The sequence below is a fragment of the Streptococcus parasanguinis genome (genome assembly GCF_023109675.1).
Lineage (GTDB): Bacteria > Bacillota > Bacilli > Lactobacillales > Streptococcaceae > Streptococcus > Streptococcus parasanguinis_I.
In genome coordinates this window covers 1-16761 of record NZ_JALDUR010000018.1, presented here as the reverse complement: position 1 = coordinate 16761, position 16761 = coordinate 1, and the positions used below count along the sequence as shown (strand labels likewise).

20 protein-coding genes and 1 tRNA gene are annotated in these 16761 nt (G+C 43.8%); 2 read left to right on the top strand and 19 right to left on the bottom strand.

The features are described from left to right. Positions 1-40 precede the first annotated feature (40 nt). The 12 genes from secG to M1G14_RS09915 all read right to left on the bottom strand — a co-directional run bounded on the left by secG (position 41) and on the right by M1G14_RS09915 (position 9591). Positions 41-274: a preprotein translocase subunit SecG gene (gene secG / locus M1G14_RS09970; protein WP_003008189.1), complete on the bottom strand. Its 234-nt coding sequence runs from the start codon at positions 272-274 to the stop codon at positions 41-43. 41 nt (positions 275-315) lie between these two features. Further along, positions 316-465: a 50S ribosomal protein L33 gene (gene rpmG, locus M1G14_RS09965; protein WP_003005699.1), complete on the bottom strand. Its 150-nt coding sequence runs from the start codon at positions 463-465 to the stop codon at positions 316-318. Next, positions 455-1654, bottom strand: a complete 1200-nt coding sequence (locus M1G14_RS09960; RefSeq protein ID WP_345773032.1) for a multidrug efflux MFS transporter — start codon at positions 1652-1654, stop codon at positions 455-457. The genes rpmG and M1G14_RS09960 overlap by 11 nt, the downstream gene beginning before the upstream one ends. Positions 1655-1670: 16 nt before the next feature. Continuing rightward, entirely contained in the window at positions 1671-2267 is a 597-nt protein-coding gene (coaE, locus tag M1G14_RS09955; protein ID WP_247926563.1) for a dephospho-CoA kinase, read from the bottom strand. Continuing rightward, complete coding sequence (mutM, locus tag M1G14_RS09950) at positions 2268-3092, bottom strand: DNA-formamidopyrimidine glycosylase (protein ID WP_247926562.1); 825 nt, start codon at positions 3090-3092, stop codon at positions 2268-2270. Between the two features lie 48 nt (positions 3093-3140). Then, positions 3141-4040 (bottom strand): GTPase Era, encoded by a 900-nt coding sequence (gene era, locus M1G14_RS09945; RefSeq protein WP_003004993.1) that lies wholly within the window; start codon positions 4038-4040, stop codon positions 3141-3143. Positions 4041-4069: 29 nt separating this feature from the next. Then, positions 4070-4468 (bottom strand): diacylglycerol kinase family protein, encoded by a 399-nt coding sequence (locus M1G14_RS09940; protein ID WP_003008202.1) that lies wholly within the window; start codon positions 4466-4468, stop codon positions 4070-4072. After that, entirely contained in the window at positions 4449-4946 is a 498-nt protein-coding gene (gene ybeY / locus M1G14_RS09935; protein ID WP_003008205.1) for an rRNA maturation RNase YbeY, read from the bottom strand. The genes M1G14_RS09940 and ybeY overlap by 20 nt, the downstream gene beginning before the upstream one ends. Before the next feature lie 96 nt (positions 4947-5042). Further along, positions 5043-6779 (bottom strand): tetracycline efflux ABC transporter Tet(46) subunit B, encoded by a 1737-nt coding sequence (gene tetB(46) / locus M1G14_RS09930; RefSeq protein ID WP_247926561.1) that lies wholly within the window; start codon positions 6777-6779, stop codon positions 5043-5045. Position 6780: 1 nt separating this feature from the next. Further along, positions 6781-8505 (bottom strand): tetracycline efflux ABC transporter Tet(46) subunit A, encoded by a 1725-nt coding sequence (gene tetA(46) / locus M1G14_RS09925; RefSeq protein ID WP_247926560.1) that lies wholly within the window; start codon positions 8503-8505, stop codon positions 6781-6783. A 392-nt stretch (positions 8506-8897) separates the two neighbouring features. After that, positions 8898-8970, bottom strand: a tRNA-Thr gene (locus tag M1G14_RS09920). Positions 8971-8982: 12 nt separating this feature from the next. Beyond that, positions 8983-9591 (bottom strand): GNAT family N-acetyltransferase, encoded by a 609-nt coding sequence (locus tag M1G14_RS09915; RefSeq protein ID WP_247926559.1) that lies wholly within the window; start codon positions 9589-9591, stop codon positions 8983-8985. 200 nt (positions 9592-9791) lie between these two features. On the opposite strand from M1G14_RS09915, the gene ald reads away from it, so the two are divergent. After that, positions 9792-10904, top strand: coding sequence for an alanine dehydrogenase (gene ald, locus M1G14_RS09910; RefSeq protein ID WP_247926558.1), 1113 nt, complete (start codon positions 9792-9794; stop codon positions 10902-10904). Between the two features lie 334 nt (positions 10905-11238). Here the strand turns inward: ald and M1G14_RS09905 are convergent, their stop codons facing one another. The 7 genes from M1G14_RS09905 to rplK form a co-directional block, all read right to left on the bottom strand. Then, positions 11239-12231 (bottom strand): PhoH family protein, encoded by a 993-nt coding sequence (locus M1G14_RS09905; protein WP_247926557.1) that lies wholly within the window; start codon positions 12229-12231, stop codon positions 11239-11241. A 79-nt stretch (positions 12232-12310) separates the two neighbouring features. After that, positions 12311-12526 (bottom strand): YozE family protein, encoded by a 216-nt coding sequence (locus M1G14_RS09900; RefSeq protein WP_003005127.1) that lies wholly within the window; start codon positions 12524-12526, stop codon positions 12311-12313. 10 nt (positions 12527-12536) lie between these two features. Further along, positions 12537-13391, bottom strand: coding sequence for a CvfB family protein (cvfB, locus tag M1G14_RS09895; RefSeq protein ID WP_247926556.1), 855 nt, complete (start codon positions 13389-13391; stop codon positions 12537-12539). A 99-nt stretch (positions 13392-13490) separates the two neighbouring features. Beyond that, positions 13491-14048 carry a ribosome recycling factor gene (gene frr / locus M1G14_RS09890; protein ID WP_003005165.1) on the bottom strand — a complete coding sequence of 186 codons (558 nt, stop codon included), beginning with the start codon at positions 14046-14048 and terminating at the stop codon, positions 13491-13493. Positions 14049-14067: 19 nt separating this feature from the next. Further along, positions 14068-14799 carry a UMP kinase gene (gene pyrH / locus M1G14_RS09885; protein ID WP_003005706.1) on the bottom strand — a complete coding sequence of 244 codons (732 nt, stop codon included), beginning with the start codon at positions 14797-14799 and terminating at the stop codon, positions 14068-14070. Positions 14800-14962: 163 nt separating this feature from the next. Then, positions 14963-15652: a 50S ribosomal protein L1 gene (gene rplA, locus M1G14_RS09880; protein ID WP_003005355.1), complete on the bottom strand. Its 690-nt coding sequence runs from the start codon at positions 15650-15652 to the stop codon at positions 14963-14965. Between the two features lie 97 nt (positions 15653-15749). Further along, a complete protein-coding gene (rplK, locus tag M1G14_RS09875) occupies positions 15750-16175 on the bottom strand; it encodes a 50S ribosomal protein L11 (protein WP_003005369.1) in 426 nt (141 codons plus the stop codon). Positions 16176-16335: 160 nt separating this feature from the next. Here rplK and M1G14_RS09870 point away from each other — a divergent pair, with 160 nt between their 5' ends. After that, positions 16336-16680 (top strand): DUF3397 family protein, encoded by a 345-nt coding sequence (locus M1G14_RS09870; RefSeq protein WP_013903943.1) that lies wholly within the window; start codon positions 16336-16338, stop codon positions 16678-16680. Positions 16681-16761 lie beyond the last annotated feature (81 nt).

Here is a 16761-nt window from a genome sequence, read left to right as displayed (position 1 = left end):
TACAAAATAAAAATAGGCAAAGACATTGTCTGAGCCTATCTTATCTACTAGAAAGTACCATTAAGATCATCGCGATCAATAACCAAAAGAAGATCATAATAGCTGTTAAACGCTGCATCACGGCTTCAAACCCGCGCGCTTTTGAACGTTCAAACAAGTCATTTGAGCTTGCGTCAAAGACGTTGCTCGATTGGTTTTTTGTTGGTTGCATAAAAATTGCGATAATAATCAATACTGATAATACTAGTAAAATAGTTGTTAATGCTCCGCTCATATTCAAAACTCCTTAAAATCTTCACTATTATACCATGAAAATCATTTTGATTCAATATGTAAGGTTACTTTTCTTTCCTTGGGACAATACTTCAAGACCTCGATCTTTTCAGGATGGGTTTTGGTATTTTTACTGGTCAAATAATTCTGACTCCCACAGCTGGTGCAGGTCAATTGAACTTTAATTCGCACGTACGTCTCTCACTTTCAAATACTTTCTAAATAAGAATAAGAGGAACATCAAATCGGTAAAAGCCAAAAGGGCTGTACCGTAAAATACCCAATGATAGCCAAAATGCATGAAAATACTCGACCCCATCATTGGCCCTAATACACCACCTAAGTAATAAAAGAGCTGGTTGTAGCTAAAGATCCGAGAAATCCCTTCAGGAGGGGTTAAACGATTCAATAATGCAGAAACTCCAGGTAGTAGGGCTCCTGTCCCGATCCCAAAGAGGAAGCGTAAAATCCCTAATTGAAGGGGTGATTGCGCTTGGGCACAAAGGATATAGAGACAGCCACTATAGAGAAGGGCGATTAATAAGAGCCGGTGATTCCCGATTCGGTCTCCGAGTTTTCCCATCCAACCTGAAAAGAGCATACTAGAGACTCCCATAGCCGAAACAATCATCCCCGATACAAAAATCAAGTTATTTCTTTGCCCTAAAGCTCGCACATAAAGAGGCAGGATTGGAGAAATAGATTGGGCGATCATTTGAATGGTCATACTGGTTAAAAAGAGGCCTAAGAGAATATCCTTTTGCTGAATGGACATGAGCAACTGCCAACTGGATTTTTGTTCTTCTTTTGGAATGGGCTCATAGTCTTCCTCGATGCCCCAAAAGGTTAAAAGGGACACTAGAAATAAGAAAAAGCCAACCAAAAGAAAGACATTGCGCATTCCCAGATTTTCAGCAATGAGTCCCCCAATCAAAGGCCCCATCAAGGTTCCAGCTACGACACCGGTCGACAAGGTCCCTAGGGCATAGCCGGATTGGTCCTTGGGAACTTGACTGGCAATCAGGGCTGTACTATTGGGGACAAAGCCTGAAAAGACCCCATTGAGCAAGCGCAGGACCAAGAGCCAAAAGACGGATGGGACAAAGGCAATACCTCCCATGGTCAGCGTCATGGCAATGGAAGCTCTAAGCATCATGGGTTTTCGACCATAGCGGTCGGCCAGGCTCCCCCAGATGGGGGACATGATCGCAGAAGTCACAGAAGAACTCGCGACGGCAATCCCAGCATAAAGGGGAACAGCCTTGCCCGTAACACCCAACTCTTCCACAAAGAGGGCCATAAAAGGAACGACTAAAGAAAGGCTGGCTCCGATGAAAAAGCAGCCGATCCAGGCAATATATAGATTTTTACGCCAATTGATTTCTCTTGTGATAAGATCATCTTCTTTCTAATTGTTGTAGGGCTGCATCTAATTGGGCATAGAGGGCCGTTAGATCGTCATTATTGTCTAAGACCAGATCTGCATGGGCGCTTTTTTCATCTAGCGGCATTTGAGACGCAATGCGTTCTTGGGCCTGCAGTTCTGATAAGTGGTTGCGTTCCATCAGGCGTTTGAGCTGGGTTTCTTTTGATACAGCTACCAACCAGACAGATTCAAACCACTCTTCATAGCCTTGCTCGATTAAGAGTGGAATATCCATAAAAAAGAGATCGGATTGTGCAGCTTGTCTATCTCTTACCTCAGCTAGAGCCTCACGAATAAGCCTGCCTTGGACGAGATTGGACCAGTTTCTTTCACTAGAATTTGAAAAGATCCGCTGACCCAAAGCGACGCGGTCCAGCTCTCCTTCTTTGGTAAGGATCTCTCTCCCAAAATGATCTACTAAGACACGGTAGAGAGCTCCTCCTGGTGCTTGCAAGTCATGGACCACTCGATCAGCATCAATTACCGGATAGCCTTTTTCTCTCAAATAGGAGGTGACAGTGGACTTTCCTGAAGCAATCCCTCCTGTTAATCCAATGATTCTCGCCATCTAGTTCTCCTTTTGGCAGTGAGGGCAAAAATGGGTTCCACGTCCCCCCAGCTGAATTTTCTCAATCGGCGTCCCGCAGCGCAAACACGGCTGGCCTGTTTTTCCATAGACCTGGTGTTCTTCCTGCATAGTGCCGTCTTCTCCAAAAGCATTGCTGTAGGAGCGAATGGTGGAGCCACCCTTTTCAACAGCTTGAGCAAGCACAGCAATCGTTTCTTTGCGAACGGCTTTGGCTTCTCTAGCAGTCAATCTTTGACCCAAACGGGCTGGATGAATCTTGGCTCGATAAAGGACCTCATCCACATAGATATTGCCCAGACCAGCCACTAATTTTTGGTCTAAAAGAGCTGATTTAATGGGTTTCTTTGATTTTTTAAGAGCTGCTTGGAAGGCTGGTCCTTTAAAATCCGCTTCCGTCGGCTCTGGACCAATTTTTTTCGCCAAAAAATAGCTGTCGACAAGCTCAGGTACTAGGACTTCCATGGTCCCAAATTTGCGGACATCTTCATAGACCAGGGTGCTACCATCTGTAAAATGAAAGAAGACATGGGCATGCTTGCGAAGAGGAACCTCGTCTGGATAAAAGAAATACTTGCCTTCCATCCGCAAATGCGAGATGAGGACCAGATCCGTCAGATAAAATAAAAGGTATTTCCCACGGCGCCCCATGACCCGAATTTCTTGGCCTGGGAGATCTTGACGAAAAGTATCCAGATCCGTCTGAATCATCTTTGGAAACTTTACTTCCACGGACTGGATGGTTTTCCCAAGAATTAATTTCTCAAGACCGCGTCGAACCGTCTCTACTTCTGGTAATTCAGGCATAGCTTCTCCTTCTCTAAAAACAAGAAGCAGGCTTCTGCCCACCTCTTCTTAATATTCTTTTTCGTTGTATCCGAAATCAGCTAGGTCTAATTTCTTATCCCGCCAATTTTTCTTGACCTTGACCCAGGTTTCTAGGAAGACTTTGTCCCCTAGCATGAGCTCGATATCCTTACGCGCAAGGGTTCCAATCTTCTTGAGCATGGCGCCACCTTTTCCGATGACAATGCCTTTTTGGCTATCGCGCTCGACCATGATGGTTGCACGAATATGGACCTTATCGGTTTCTTCATCCCGCTTCATAGAATCCACGACCACGGCAACAGAGTGGGGAATTTCTTCCCGCGTCAAGTGCAAGACCTTTTCACGGATCATTTCAGAGACCAAGAAACGCTCTGGGTGGTCAGTAATTTGGTCAGCAGGGAAATATTGGAAACCTTCTTCTAAGTTTTCGCTCAAAATATCAATCAAACGCGAAACATTGTTTCCTTGGAGGGCTGAAATCGGCACGATTTCCTTGAAATCCATCTGACTACGGAAGTCATCGATTTGCGCCAAAAGTTGGTCAGGGTGCACCTTGTCGATCTTATTGACCACCAGAATAACCGGCACCTTAGCAGCCTTGAGGCGTTCGATAATCATATCATCGCCTTTCCCACGTGGCTCGTCTGCTGGCACCATAAAGAGAACGGTATCCACTTCTCGAAGGGTGCTATAGGCCGACTCCACCATGAAGTCTCCAAGGGCTGTCTTGGGTTTGTGAATCCCTGGGGTATCGATAAAGACGATCTGTTCCTTATCCGTCGTATAAATCCCCATAATCTTATTGCGCGTTGTCTGCGCCTTGTCACTCATGATGGCAATCTTTTGCCCCATGACGTGGTTCAAAAAAGTTGACTTCCCAACATTTGGACGTCCTAAAATGGCTACAAAGCCTGATTTAAATGTCATATTATCCTTTCATGAGGGCTTGCTCCCTCTTATCCAAATACTAAGGCCCAGAATTTGGGCACAAAAATCACCAGTCCTGTTAGTAGGGCAAAACCTGATACGACCAGGACTGCTCCAGCTGCCATGTCTTTAGCATTTTTTGCCAACATGGAGAAATGGTAGTTACTAGCTAAATCCACCACATTTTCAATGGCTGAATTCATAATCTCAAAAGCAATCACCAAGGTGATGCTGAGCAATAAAAAGAGCCATTCTGTCGCAGAAATCCTAAATACCAAACCAGCAAGAATTGCTACGAGGGCTGATAAGGCATGCTTGCGCATATTGCGCTCTTCTTTGATCGCAGTGAAAATTCCTGTTATCGCAAACTCCAGGCTTGAAGTGAAGTCCCGATTTTTCCATTTTCGCTTATTGTCTTGTGAGTCCATAGGCTGTCAAAATCTCTTCCTGTAAGCCAAACATTTCCTTTTCTTCTTCCGGCGTATAGTGATCATAGCCATTGATGTGAAGAAAACCATGCACTGCTAAAAATCCCATTTCGCGCTCAAAGCTGTGGCCATATTCTTCAGCTTGCTCACGCGCCTTATCAATTGAAATAAAGAGCTCACCAATATAGGTATCGAACTCAGCCATCATCTCTGCCAATTCTGGATTTTCTGTAAGGTCTTCCTCGTCAAAAGAAATCTCCATCTCTGGCTTGTATTCTAAACTGATGACATCCGTCGGACGATCCGTATCACGGTATTCAAGATTTAGTTCATGACTGCGTTCATTGGTTACAAAAGTCACAGCCATTTCCTTGTCTTCTTTCCCAATTTTTTGAGCAGCAAATTCTAAAATTTCTTGCGTTTGTTTTAAGATTTCGTCAGAGACTTGACCAGTCTCATCTACCATTTCAATATACATCTGGATCACCTCACTATTATCACTTCATTATAGCATAAAACCAGCCTATATACTAGATACAGGCTGGTTTTCAATCTTATTCTTTGCAGGACAATCTTACACCACTGTTTGCTGGATAGCATTCATCTGGGCATAGATCCCGCCTTGTGCGACTAGTTCCTCGTGTCTACCACGTTCCACAATACGTCCTTCGGATAAGACTAAGATCTGATCCGCATCTTGAATAGTGGACAAGCGATGGGCAATGATGAAGGTGGTCCGGCCCATTTGCAGGACTGCCATAGCCTTCTGGATGATTTCTTCTGTTTCCGTATCAATGTGAGAAGTTGCCTCATCCAAAATCAGAATTTGCGGATTCATATAGAGCGTCCGCGCAAAGGAAATCAATTGGCGTTCGCCACTTGAAAAGGCGGATCCTTTTTCTACGACTGGATGGTCGATTCCCTTTTCAAGGCGCTCTACAAAGGGCCAAGCCCCGACTTTTTTCAAGGCATCTTGAACCGCATCCCGATCAATGTGATCCTGACTCATGGCCACATTACTAGCAATGGTCCCTGTAAATAGATAAGGATCCTGCAGAACAATCCCCATATGGCTTCGTAGGCTCTCACGAGAGACTTGGCGAATATCTTGACCATCGATCAAAATCGCTCCTTCTTGAGGATCATAAAAACGATAGAGCAGGTTCATAATCGAAGACTTACCCGATCCAGTATGGCCCACAAGAGCGATGGTTTGACCTGGACTAGCCTGAAAGGCAATATCCCGCAGAACTGGCTTGCCTTTTTCATAGGCAAATTGAACGTCGTCAAACACGACTTCTGCCTTTTCTATCTTCAGTTCCGATGCACCATCGGCCTCTAAGGGTTGATCCAAGAAGGCAAGGACGCGGCTCCCCGTTTCTAAGGATCGCCGAATATTTGGGAATTGACGACTGAGATTGGCCATGAGATCAAATAGATTAATGACATAGTTAATATTGATAAATAAGAAACCAGCCGTCACACCGATATTACCCTGTAGGAAAGAAATCCCAGCTATAGTCAAAATGCCTGCAATCACTAAAAACTTGAGCAATTCCGTCAAGGTCCAAGAAGCAATAGAATCGGCTAAGAGGATTCGATCATTGGCTCCTAACATCTTCTGGGTAGTGGCTTCAAACTCCTCTACCACACCAGGCTCTTGATGATAGAGCTGAATCATACTGGCACCATGCAAGAGTTCATTGACCTGGGTATTGACCTCGCTTCGCGCATCAAAGAAATCCTTCATCGGCTGGTCCGTCATGACCTTGTAGAGATACTGAATCCCATAGAAAATTGGAAAGACCAAACACAAGAGAAGGCCCATCATAGGACTTAGGTAAAAGAGAATCCCTAGGATAAAGAGAAAGCGAACCAAATAAATGACTAAAATCATACAAGAGTTATAAAACTGGGTCCGCAAGGTCTCCGTATCATTGACAATTCTTGTCGCGATCTTCCCAGCCGGTTTATCATCAAAATAAGAAATAGGCAGCCCTTGCATGACTTGAAAGGCTTGATCTCTCAGACTAGCGGTTACTTGATTACTTCCATGTAGCAAGATCCGATTTCCCATGTAGCTAATCAGCTGCCCCAGGCTCAAGACCAAGAGATAAAATCCTCCCATCTGAAGCAAGTCACCTTGCCCGCCACCGTGGGTCAGTGCGGTCAAAGGCCCATCGATCATCTTTTGGAGAAGAAAGGGTGACAATTCAGAAAAAATGGTGGCTAGTAAGAGGCAAATAAAGCCAGCAAGAAAGACAGTTGGATAAAGCGTGATCCTAGATAATAATCGTTTCAAAACTTTCATCTTATTCTCCTTCCTGTTTTTGTTGCCGTTGGTATTGTTCATAATACCAGCCTTCTTGAGCCAATAAATCACTAGCTCTGCCTTCTTCTACAATCTGTCCTTGATCCAAGACGATGATCCAATCCGCCTGATGAACAGCAGACAAGCGATGAGAAACAATAATGGTCGTCTTGTCTTTTCGTTCCTTTTGAAGCGTGTTAATAATGGCCTGTTCAGTCTTAGCATCTACTGCCGAAAGGGAATCATCTAACAGCAAGAGCTCTGCATCTCTTAAGAAGGCACGTGCCAGAGAAATCCGCTGTTTTTGACCTCCTGATACAGAGACCCCTTTCTCACCGATCAAGGTGTCCATTCCATGAGACATCCGCTCGAGATCATCCGCAAAAGCAGCCTGGGCTATTGCTTCTACCAAGTCTTCTTGGCTGGCTCCTTTTTTACCAAGCGCTATATTCTCACGGATAGACTTGGAAAATAAAATATGTTCTTGGGAAACATAGCCAATTTTATCTTCAATGGAGTGTCGGTTGTAGTCCACGATCGGTTGCTGGTTGATCAAGAATTCTCCCTCACCAACTGGGTACTGCCGCAAGAATTGTCGAACCAGGGTAGTCTTTCCTGCACCGGTACGACCAACAATTCCAACCGTCTGTCCTTTCTGAATGGTCCAATCAATGCCTGACAGGCTCTTTCGCTCAGCACCAGGATAGCTGAAAGAATAGTCCTTAAACTGCACCAAATCAATCTGTTCTAGGTAGTGAGAACCATCTGGCTCCAGATCATCCGTTTCATCAATCACTTCTTTTAATTTTTTATAGGACATTTGCCCTGTCTGGTAGACCAAGATCAGGTCCGCCATCATCCACATAGGCTCAATTAAAAAGACCAAATACAGCTGTAAAGCCAATAATTTACCAAGGCTCAACTGCCCGCTTGCCAGGGACTGGCCTCCAAATAGCAGGAGCAAGACCGTCGAGAATCCAATAAACAACAGAGCTAAAGGTCCAAAAGAATACTGGATAGAAGCAATTTTGTCTCCTGTTTTGGAGAGACTGGCTGTTTTCTTCTGAAACTGTTTGACCTGCTGATCCCGTCTACTATAGGCCCGCATGACCCGGATCCCTTCGATGGACTCCAAAACTTCATCGTTCAACTGAGCGACCGCTTCTCGGTTTTGCTCAACATACTCCTCCTGCTTTCTACTCAAAAAATAGGTAGAGACGACGAGGAAGATCATGGGAATAAAGGAAATCAAGGTTAATTGCCAAGAAATGAAAAACATGGTCGGAATAATAAAGGCAAACAAGCCACCGCCAAACAGGAGCACCATCATCCCGTAACCAGCCATATCAGCCATGCCATCCACATCTGTCGTGAACCGCGTCAAGAGATCTCCTGAACGGAATTTCTCAAAAAAGGGACGCCGCATAGCTACTAGCTTACGAAACGCTTGTCCCTGAAGGGTCGCCTTGAAATGGACTGACGACTGAAAAAGTCGCAACTGCCAATAAAAAGCCGTCAGGTAATTGAGGATGGCTGATCCTACCAAGAGGACCATATCCCATACAAAGTTGGATTGCGTCAGCGTCTGCTGACTCAAATGATCCACTAAACGCTGGATAACTTGCGTCGGGATCAATAAGGTGTAATCATAAAGAATCAGGACCATAGCGATCTTCACATATCGCCACTTGCGCTCCCTGATATACTCCAAAATAGCTCTGATCATATATTCTCCTTTTCAAAATGGCACAGAAAAACCCAAGCAAGGAGCTGAGAGCAGTCTCAGTCCACACTTGGGCCTTCTGATGCCTATCACCAATTCAGTTAAGGCAGGTAAAAATGCATACAAAAAACCCAAGACAGACTCCTCCATCTTGGGTTTCATTTTTTGTTTACATCGAACTCAACTGAGATTGGAGAAGTTGTGTATTTAATTGTGTCATCAAAACATCTACTTTGTTCATGATGGTTTTCTCCTTTCTCTTTGTTGTTCTAACTTTACCACGGATTTCCTTGCTTGTCAACGCTTTTTTGAAAATTATTGAAAAAAGCAAAATTTTTAAGATGGACTCGCAAAAAAAGAAGCTTAGATCTTCTCTAAGCTTCTCTCTTTTTCTATGCTAGTTGCCGGGATTGAACCGGCGACCTCATCCTTACCATGGATGCGCTCTACCGACTGAGCTAAACCAGCAGTACCTATCTACTATATCATGGAGATAGGTCTTTTGTCAATATCCTGACTCATTTTTTCTGCCAAATATTCTTCCTTAGTGAGGACATAATGGACTCTCGTCACCATTCGTCCTTCTTCATGCAGGTCTAGCATCGCGTAGGGCTCCTCGTGAGAATATTTCATCCCTGATTTGGCCATCACCCGTCCAGAAGCTGGGTTGTCCTGATCATGAACAGCAATGAGCTTGTTCATCCCTAACTGCTCAAAAGCCAGGGCAACGACTGCCTTGGTAGCCTCTGTCGCAAGACCTTGGTTCCAATAGTCTTTATTCAGAGCATAGCCGATACTCCCCTTTTTCAGACAAAGATCCAAATCCAGTAAATCAATCGTCCCGATAAATTTTCCATTTTCTTTGAGTTCGATCCCCCATCTTCCAAGTGGGCTCGCTAGGTAAAAGAGGGCAATATTATTACGCGTCTCTTCTAGACTTTGATTGGTTGGAAAGGTATAGCGCGTAACTGTCTCATCAGAAGCGTACTCAAACATAGCCGGTGCATCTTCAAGAGTGACCGGACGCAAGTACAAACGCTCTGTCTCCACTTCACGATAAGCCGCCAACTTCACATATAAATTTTCCATTTGACTCTCCTTCTTTAGGGATTAGTTTAGCAAATAACCTAAAGGAAGGCAAGCTCAATTTTTTCTTGCTTTTTAACCCACTTTTCTATACAATAAAATCAATCAAAACAATCGGATAAGGAGTAAAAAGGTCATTGTGTCAAGAGAGCCATCTCACACTAATGGCCTTTTTACACCTAAATCTGAGCAAGGAGGCAAAAATGCTCATTGGAATTCCAAAAGAAATTAAAAACAACGAAAATCGGGTCGGTCTGACACCTGCAGGCGTACAAAGCTTGGTGAAGAAAGGACATCAAGTTTTGGTGGAAACAAATGCTGGACTTGGTTCTGGCTTTGCGGATGAAGATTATACTAAGCAAGGGGCAACTATCGTTGCGACTGCTACAGAAGCTTGGGCCGCTGAGATGGTGGTCAAAGTCAAAGAACCTCTTGCTGAAGAATATGGTTTCCTTCGTGAAGACCTCTTGCTCTTTACTTACTTGCATATGGCTGCTGCACCTGAATTAGCAGATGCCATGGTTGCAGCCAAGACAACTGGTGTAGCCTACGAAACCGTTCGAGACTTAGATGGACAATTGCCTCTCTTGGTGCCAATGAGTGAGGTGGCTGGACGGATGGCCGTGCAAATCGGTGCTCACTTCCTGACCAAACAAGAAGGTGGATCAGGAGTCCTCCTAGGTGGGGTGCCAGGTGTTCCCAAAGGGAAAGTCACTATCATCGGTGGTGGAGTCGTTGGAACCCACGCAGCTCGTATCGCCCTTGGACTCGGTGCCCAAGTGACCATCTTAGATATCAGCGCTAAACGTTTGGCTGTTCTGGAAGATGTCTTTGGTCATCAAATCCAAACCCTTATGTCCAACCCATTTAACATTGAAGCCAGCGTCCGTGATGCTGATGTTGTTATCGGAGCTGTCTTGATTCCTGGGGCTAAAGCTCCTAAATTAGTGACAGACGATATGGTTAAACAAATGCGTCCCGGTTCAGTCATCGTCGATGTGGCCGTTGACCAAGGTGGTGTTATTGAAACAGCAGACCGTGTCACAACGCATACGGAGCCAGTTTACGAAAAACATGGCGTGCTCCACTATGCTGTTGCCAATATCCCAGGGGCTGTCGCTCGTACCTCTACTATCGCCCTTACCAATGTGACCCTTCCTTATGTTGAATCCCTAGCTGACAATGGCTTCCACAAGGCAATTGCCCTCGACGAAGGCTTGCGCCAAGGGATCACTACTTACCAAGGCCATATCACAAGCCAACCTGTTGCTACTGGTTTAGAGCGCGACTTCACACCAATTGATGAATTGGTTTAAACTATCATATATTTAAAGATTATCATCGAAAAACATTAGCAACTTATTTTTCATATGAACTAATTAAAACTGTTTTGGAAAAAACAAGTTGTTTTGAGTTTTTTAAATCATTTTCAGAGTCTTTCCGCCGTGAGAAAAGTGCTTGAAACAATTTAGTTTCAAGCACTCGGAATAATTGAGACCTTAGGCTCTATTATTAGTCATAGAACTTCTTGGATTGCTGAAATCATCCACTGGATAATTTCACCTAACCTCCGTTCTCACCTAAGGAAAGGCTAGGAGATGATTTTATCGTCAATTTAAGGCAAAGATCCGATGATCTTTGCCTTTTCTTTTATTCATCTTCCACATCCGATTCTTCTTTGAGGACCAGATTCGGAATAGGCTCGTAGGCCCGGATAATTTCTGCTACTACTGGATGGCGAACGACATCCTTGGCAGAGAAATGCACAAAGTCAATTTGAGAAATGTTCTTCAATTTCTCCTGAGCATCAATCAAGCCGGATTTGACATTTCGAGGAAGGTCAATCTGACTAGTATCTCCATTGACAATCATCTTAGAATTAAAACCAAGACGGGTCAAAAACATCTTCATCTGCATGATGGTAGTATTTTGCGCTTCATCGAGGATGACAAAGGCATCGTCCAAGGTCCGCCCCCGCATATAAGCCAAAGGCGCAATCTCGATAATCTCCCGCTCCATCATCCGAGTTGTTTGGTCTTTCCCTAAAATCTGGTAAAGAGCATCATAGACCGGACGTAGATAAGGGTCTACTTTTTCTTTAAGATCCCCTGGTAGGAAACCAAGGCTCTCTCCAGCTTCTACAGCAGGACGGGTCAAAATGATCCGCTTGACTTGACCACGCTTGAGGGCAGTCACGGCCAAGGTCACTGCTAGGAAGGTTTTCCCAGTCCCCGCTGGTCCAATCCCAAAAGTGACATCATGGTTCTTGACACTATCGACATAGATCTTTTGACCAAGCGTTTTAACTCGAATGGGCTTGCCGTAACTATCCTTGATAATCTCTTCTTCATAGAGAGCGATGAACTTATCCAATTCCCCATTTCTCACCATGGTAATGGCAGTCACCACGTCTGGCGTCCCGATGGTCATGCCACGGTTGACGAGGACCAAAAGAGCCTGGATGACTTGACGAACCTGCTCGCAGGTTTCTTCTTCCCCAATGATTTGGACGATTTCTGTCCGGGCATGAATAGTCACCCCAAATTCTTGCTCCATCAAACGGAGATGGCGTTCGTTAGATCCAAACAAATGAAAGAGATCGTCTGGATGCGTTAATGTAATTTCAACTGAATGTTCTTGCAAATAAAGAACCTCTCTACCTGTGTTTTTCTATTATTATAACAAAGAGGCCGAGAAAAAACCATCCTCGACCTGTCCTTTTCTAGTGGGCTTGGTATTCTTCCCAAATCGCATCAAAATCGCCAAGATTAAAGGAAAAGCTCGCATGCTCTTCTAGATAGCGACTGACCTCGTCGAAGTCATCTGTATGCTTGGGAAAAGCAGACTCGTGAAAAGCAAGATCTGCTAGAATGGCCTTAGGAGCATTACTTTTAGGATTGCGCTCCGTCATCAGCCAAGTATAAAACGATTTTCGCATAAGCCTCCTCTTAGATTAACTCTGTTCCAAACTGGTCTTGCTTGATTTTTTTAGCCTTCATCAAGCCACCCAAAGCCTTTTTGAACTGGCCTTTTGAAATCCCAAAAGTCGCCTTGATCTCTTCTGGAGATGACTTATCATTCAAGGTCATAAAGCCTCCATTGGCTTCCAAATAGGTCAAAATCATTTGGGCATCGTTTTCCAACATCTCAAAGGAGCGTGGCTTCAAAGATAGATTCAAGGTCCGATCCACCTCACGAAAACCGATGACGCGAGCATTTAAGACCTCTCCCAAACGAGGTTCTGCATAGCGCTCACTTGGGTGGATAAAGCCCAGCATATTGTTCTCTGGAAGGTAAACAAAGGTTCCAGACAATTTCAAGCGGTAGACAATGGCTGGCCAGTTTTGGTTTTGCATATTGTTGTAGGCTGGACGAGCCAAACGCTGGAAATCTTCCTGGTAGGCTAAGATCCCCCAAATCCGATCTTTCTTATCAACTTCTAAGCGAATATAGAGACGATCGCCCTTTTTAGGCCATAGATCTTTGATCTCCGGTAGGATATCTAGTGAGACAACAATCTGCTTATCTGGAAGCCCTGTATCCACGAAGACTCCCAAATCCTTGCGCACTTCCGTGACCGTTCCCCAGCCAAAGCTTTCTTGAGTTGCTGTGACTTCAAGTGTCGTGAGTCTGAGCTTTTGCTTCATATCTGTATAGGCAAAGCCCTTGACACTTTCTCCGACTTGGTGTGGGCCTTCTGCTTTATCAAGCGCGTAGGTCTGGCCATCTTTCTGAACAAAATAGAAGTGATCATTTTCATCAATGACCATTCCCATGATGTAGCTTGCTAGATTCATATTCATTTTTCCTTCTTTCCTCTTGCTTCTTCACAAGAATAATGGAAATAAAACCCAGCCAGCAGTGCCAACTGAGTCTTTCTTTCCTGTAATGGTTGGGATGGATTAAACTTCCATCAATTCTTTTTCTTTATGAGCTGTCATTTCATCTACATGCTTAACAGCGTCATCCGTAACTTTTTGGATCTCTTTTTCAAGACCTTTCAATTCATCTTCTGTGATTTCTTTTGCTTTTTCTTGTTTCTTCGCTTCATCCATAGCATCGCGACGGATGTTACGGATCGCTACTTTAGCATTTTCACCCACTTTTTTCACTTCTTTTGCCAAGTCACGACGAGTTTCTTCTGTCAAAGCTGGGATAACCAAGCGGATAACAGATCCATCGTTGGCTGGAGTGATACCAAGGTCAGAAGCATTGATGCTGTGCTCGATGTCTTTCAAAGATGATTTATCAAATGGTGTGATCAACAAGACACGCGCCTCTGGAATGGTGATAGATGCCAATTGGTTCAATGGAGTCTCTACTCCGTAGTATTCTACGAAAATACGATCCAAAAGACTTGCATTTGCACGTCCAGCACGGATGCTACCAAATTCACGTCCCAAACTTTGGTGAGACTGGGTCATTCTTTCTTTTGCTTTTTCTACGATTGGGTTTGCCATAATCTTCCTCTATTTTCTATTATTTTTCTACGTTATTCGATACGGTTGTACCGATATTTTCACCAAAGACAACACGTTTGATATTGCCTGGTTCATTCATGTTAAAGACAACCAAGTCAATGTCGTTGTCCATGGAGAGTGTAGAAGCTGTTGAGTCCATGATGCGAAGACCTTTATTGATCACATCACGGTGAGTCAATTCCTCAAATTTCACAGCTGAAGCATCTTTTTTCGGATCGGCATTGTAAACACCATCGACCCCATTTTTGGCCATGAGAATGGCATCTGCTTCAATCTCAGCTGCACGAAGGGCTGCGGTCGTATCTGTTGAGAAGTAAGGAGAACCGATCCCTGCACCAAAGATCACGATCCGATCTTTTTCAAGGTGACGAAGGGCACGACCACGGATATATGGTTCTGCGACTTGTTGCATGGCAATCGCAGTTTGAACACGGGTATCCACGCCAACTTGTTGAAGCGAATCAGCCATCACAAGAGCGTTCATGACAGTCCCAAGCATACCTGTGTAGTCTGCTTGGACACGATCCATCCCTGCTTCAGCAGCAGGTTCTCCACGCCAAAGGTTTCCCCCTCCAATCACCAAGGCAATTTCAATTCCAAGTTCATGAACTTCCTTGATTTCTTGGGCCATATTTTGGACAGTTTTGATATCGATTCCGACACCACGTTCGCCGGCAAGAGCCTCACCAGATAGCTTGATTAAGATACGTTTATACTTAGGTTCTACCATTTTCTCTCTCCTTTTTTGATCTGTATTATTTTACCATAAATTACGTTTTTTATATAGTCATATCTATCAAAATTTTCTTTTTTCCATCCGATTAGTTTTACCAACTGTAGCAAATAAAAATGGAGTACAAAAAAAGCTACCCGAGGGCAGCTTTTCATTTCAATTAAAGTGAGTTAACGTCCACTTTGATACCAGGACCTTGAGTTGTAGTCAAAGTCAAGCTAGTTACGTAAGTACCTTTAGCTGTAGCTGGTTTTGCTTTTTGGATTGTGTCGTTGAAAGCTTTAAAGTTTTCAACCAATTTAGTATCATCGAATGAAACTTTACCGATGATCGCTTGAACGATACCTGCTTTATCAGCACGGTAAGTGATTTTACCACCTTTAGACTCTTCAACTGCTTTCGCAACATCCATTGTTACTGTACCAGTTTTAGGGTTTGGCATCAAGTTACGTGGTCCAAGGACACGTCCAAGACGTCCAACAAGAGCCATCATGTCAGGTGTAGCGATAACAACGTCGAAGTCCAACCAACCATCGTTGATTTTCGCAACAAGGTCATCTTCACCTACGAAGTCTGCACCAGCTGCTTTTGCTTCTTCAGCTTTTGCACCACGTGCAAATACAAGTACACGAGCTGTTTTACCAGTTCCGTTTGGCAATACCATTGCACCACGGATTTGTTGGTCAGCTTTTTTCACGTCGATGTTCAAGTTGTAAGCAACTTCTACAGTTGCGTCAAATTTTGCAAAGTTAGTTTCTTTTGCAAGAGCTACAGCTTCTTCTACGCTGTAGACTTTTGTGCTGTCGATTTTTTCAAGAGCAGCACGAAGTTGTTTGCTTTTTTTAGCCATTTTATCTTTCTCCTTGTAATGTGGTCATATCGATTTTCATCTCCCACGTCACTCGTCATTTGATCAAGTGTATTGCGGGCAAATAGGATTGTTACAATTAGTCAGTAACAGTGAATCCCATAGAACGAGCAGTACCTTCGATCATACGCATTGCAGACTCAATGTTTGCAGCGTTCAAATCTGGCATCTTAGTTTCAGCGATTTGTTGTACTTGTGCACGAGTTACAGTTGCAACTTTCGTTTTGTTCGGTGTACCTGAACCTTTTTCAACACCTGCAGCTTTTTTCAAAAGAACAGCAGCTGGTGGTGTTTTTGTAACGAAATCGAATGATTTGTCTTCATAAACAGTGATAACAACTGGGATGATCATACCAGCTTGATCAGCTGTACGAGCGTTAAACTCTTTAGTGAATCCCATGATGTTGATACCTGCTTGACCAAGCGCTGGACCAACCGGTGGAGCTGGAGTAGCTTTACCAGCAGGGATTTGCAATTTTACAAGTTTTTCGACTTTTTTAGCCATTTCTTAAATCCTCCTTTGTGGTTTTGGCGGTAATTACAGATTTTTACCTCCCACAAGTATGCTTTGTGCATACCTTTCTATTATACACGATTTCTCTTTTTTTGCAAGAAAAAATTAAAATATAGTAAACTTTTTTTTCGTTTTATGATAGAATGAAGCTATGTTAATCAAAGTTGCTTCTGTATTATTTATTTTTTTAACGCTGATTCTGAGCGGCATCATTGTTCACCTCTTTAAACTCCAAAAAAGAGGATGGCGATCTACCGATATTGCCTTTCCTTTATTTGCCTTGGAGTACTACCTGATTTCAGACAGCGCATTTTACCACAGCCTCTTACCGCTGCTAGCCTTGAGTCTTTCGCTTTTGGCCTTGGGGCTAACGATTTATTTCTTAAAAAAGAAAAAGAGTTTTTATTATCCGAAATTTATCAAATACTTCTGGCGCGCTGGATTTCTGGTCACCTTCTTGCTCTATCTGATCTTAACCGCTAGTTTGTTTATCTAATACTGAAAAGAGGCTGGGACAAAAGTCCTAGCCTCTCAATTATTTTTGGATTGTCGAGCAAGACGCAGTGGTTGAGTGGGC

Excerpts from the sequence above, each read along its gene's own strand:
- secG (WP_003008189.1), bottom strand. The coding sequence starts at position 274 with ATGAGCGGAGCATTAACAACTATTTTACTAGTATTATCAGTATTGATT.
- coaE (WP_247926563.1), bottom strand. The coding sequence starts at position 2,267 with ATGGCGAGAATCATTGGATTAACAGGAGGGATTGCTTCAGGAAAGTCC.
- mutM (WP_247926562.1), bottom strand. The coding sequence starts at position 3,092 with ATGCCTGAATTACCAGAAGTAGAGACGGTTCGACGCGGTCTTGAGAAA.
- era (WP_003004993.1), bottom strand. The coding sequence starts at position 4,040 with ATGACATTTAAATCAGGCTTTGTAGCCATTTTAGGACGTCCAAATGTT.
- M1G14_RS09940 (WP_003008202.1), bottom strand. The coding sequence starts at position 4,468 with ATGGACTCACAAGACAATAAGCGAAAATGGAAAAATCGGGACTTCACT.
- ybeY (WP_003008205.1), bottom strand. The coding sequence starts at position 4,946 with ATGTATATTGAAATGGTAGATGAGACTGGTCAAGTCTCTGACGAAATC.
- M1G14_RS09915 (WP_247926559.1), bottom strand. The coding sequence starts at position 9,591 with ATGGAAAATTTATATGTGAAGTTGGCGGCTTATCGTGAAGTGGAGACA.
- ald (WP_247926558.1), top strand. The coding sequence starts at position 9,792 with ATGCTCATTGGAATTCCAAAAGAAATTAAAAACAACGAAAATCGGGTC.
- M1G14_RS09900 (WP_003005127.1), bottom strand. The coding sequence starts at position 12,526 with ATGCGAAAATCGTTTTATACTTGGCTGATGACGGAGCGCAATCCTAAA.
- cvfB (WP_247926556.1), bottom strand. The coding sequence starts at position 13,391 with ATGAATATGAATCTAGCAAGCTACATCATGGGAATGGTCATTGATGAA.
- frr (WP_003005165.1), bottom strand. The coding sequence starts at position 14,048 with ATGGCAAACCCAATCGTAGAAAAAGCAAAAGAAAGAATGACCCAGTCT.
- pyrH (WP_003005706.1), bottom strand. The coding sequence starts at position 14,799 with ATGGTAGAACCTAAGTATAAACGTATCTTAATCAAGCTATCTGGTGAG.
- rplA (WP_003005355.1), bottom strand. The coding sequence starts at position 15,652 with ATGGCTAAAAAAAGCAAACAACTTCGTGCTGCTCTTGAAAAAATCGAC.
- rplK (WP_003005369.1), bottom strand. The coding sequence starts at position 16,175 with ATGGCTAAAAAAGTCGAAAAACTTGTAAAATTGCAAATCCCTGCTGGT.
- M1G14_RS09870 (WP_013903943.1), top strand. The coding sequence starts at position 16,336 with ATGTTAATCAAAGTTGCTTCTGTATTATTTATTTTTTTAACGCTGATT.